This is a genomic window from Mycobacterium sp. (genome assembly GCF_049280035.1).
In the GTDB taxonomy this organism is placed as follows: Bacteria; Actinomycetota; Actinomycetes; order Mycobacteriales; family Mycobacteriaceae; genus Mycobacterium.
In genome coordinates this window covers 1-2,142 of the sequence record NZ_JBAPPI010000385.1, presented here as the reverse complement: position 1 = coordinate 2,142, position 2,142 = coordinate 1, and the positions used below count along the sequence as shown (strand labels likewise).

Below are 2,142 nucleotides of genomic sequence, written 5' to 3'. Positions count from 1 at the left end.
GAGCCGAACTGGCTGGACACCACCAGCTCGACAGCTTGCAGGAAGACGTCCATGTCGTCGCCGATGTCGGGGTCGACATCGGTGCGTTCCCCGGTGGGCTTGGCGGTGGTGACACCGTCGGTGTATTGCGGTTCGGCCTGTTCTTTGCAGGCGGTGACGACGGCGTGGATCTCCTCGTCGGTGATGTACGCGCCCTGGAGGCGAATCGGTTTACTCGCGCCCATCGGCAAGAACAGGCCGTCACCCATGCCGATCAGCTTCTCGGCGCCGGCCTGGTCCAGGATCACCCGGCTGTCGGTGAGCGACGACGTCGCGAACGACAGCCGGGACGGCACATTGGTCTTGATCAGGCCGGTTACCACGTCGACCGATGGCCGCTGGGTGGCCAGCACCAAGTGGATGCCGGCCGCGCGGGCCTTCTGGGTGATTCGCACCACGGCGTCCTCGACGTCGCGGGGCGAGGTCATCATCAGGTCGGCCAGCTCGTCGACGATCGCGACTACGTAGGGGTAGGGCCGGTATTCGCGTTGGCTGCCCAGTGGTGCGGTGATAGCGCCGGATCGCACCTTCTCGTTGAAGTCGTCGATGTGACGGACCCGCCACGCCTGCATGTCCTGGTAGCGCTGTTCCATCTCCTCGACCAGCCAGGCCAGCGCCGCGGCCGCCTTCTTCGGCTGGGTGATGATCGGCGTGATCAGATGCGGAATGCCTTCGTAGGGCGTCAATTCCACCATCTTGGGGTCGATCAGGATCATCCTGACTTCTTCCGGGGTGGCCCGCGCCAGCAGCGACACCAGCATCGAGTTGATGAAGCTGGACTTACCGGACCCGGTCGAGCCGGCGACCAGCAGATGCGGCATCTTGGCGAGATTCCACGAAATGTATTCGCCCTCAATGTCTTTGCCTAATGCGATGACGAGCGGATCGTGGTCGCGTCGGGTCGTCGGCGCGGTGAGCACGTCGGCCAGCCGCACCATCTCGCGGTCGGTGTTTGGCACCTCGATGCCGACGGCGGACTTGCCCGGGATCGGAGCCAGCATCCGGACGCTCTCGGTGGCCACCGCGTAGGCGATATTGCGGTGCAGTGCGGTGATCTTTTCCACCTTCACGCCCGGGCCCAGCTCCACCTCGTAGCGGGTGACCGTCGGCCCGCGGGTGCAGCCGGTGACCGCCGCGTCGACCTTGAACTGCTGTAGCACCGACGTGATCGCTTCGGACATTTGGTCGTTGGCGGCGCTGCGTTTCTTGGGCGGATCACCGGCCACCAGCAGGCTCAGCGACGGCAGCGTGTAGGGCCCCTCGACAACCCGGTCGAGCGCCAAAGTGTCTTGCGTGCCGCCGGATTTGCCGCCCCGACGGCGGCTGCGCGACACGGCGGGCTCGGGCACTGTCGGGCTGTCGTCCGCGACGACGACAGAGCTGCCCGAGGGCCACGCCTGCGCTTCGTCGTCGCCACAGGACGACGGATCGTCGTAGTAACCGTCGGAAAAGTCTTCGGCGACATCACTTTCCATGCCTGAATCGTCGTACGCATCGCTCTCAGGCTCGCGGTAGTCGAACATCCGGGTGCCGAACATGGACCGCAGTGTGTCGGGCACCTCGCGGATCGTGGTGCCGGTCAACAGCAGCACGCCGAACAACGCGCCGATGAAAAGCAGCGGTGCGCAGATCCATGGGGTCAACCCCTCCGAGAGCGGTCCCCCGATCGCGAAGCCGATGAATCCTGCCGCGTTAGCGCGCCCGGCCGGACTGTCCGGTGAGCCGGCCCACAGATGCCAAAGGCCCAGCACCGGCAGCGCCACCATCGTCGCGCCCAGAACCAGTCGCGGCCGCGCCTCCGGGTTGGGCTCGGTGCGCATCAACAACACCGCTATCGCAGCGGTGACCACCGGCAGCACGACGACCGCCGAGCCGATGATCATCCGCAGCACCGAGTCGACCCATGCGCCGACTGGACGGGCGGCGTCGAACCAGGAACTGGCGGCGACGACGACCGCAAGTCCCAGCAGCGCAAGGGCGATCCCATCGCGGCGGTGCCCTGGGTCGATGTCGCGGGCCCGGCCTACCGACCGCGCTGTGGTTCCGGTCCCCTTGGCCACCATCAGCCACGTCGCGCGCACGGCCCGCCCGCAGGTCAGCCCG

1 protein-coding gene is annotated in these 2,142 nt (G+C 66.8%); it reads right to left on the bottom strand.

What is annotated here, in order from left to right; translation table 11 throughout:
• The coding region (locus WAN71_RS12945; protein WP_422225713.1) for a DNA translocase FtsK 4TM domain-containing protein at positions 1–2,142 on the bottom strand (2,142 nt) is incomplete at both ends.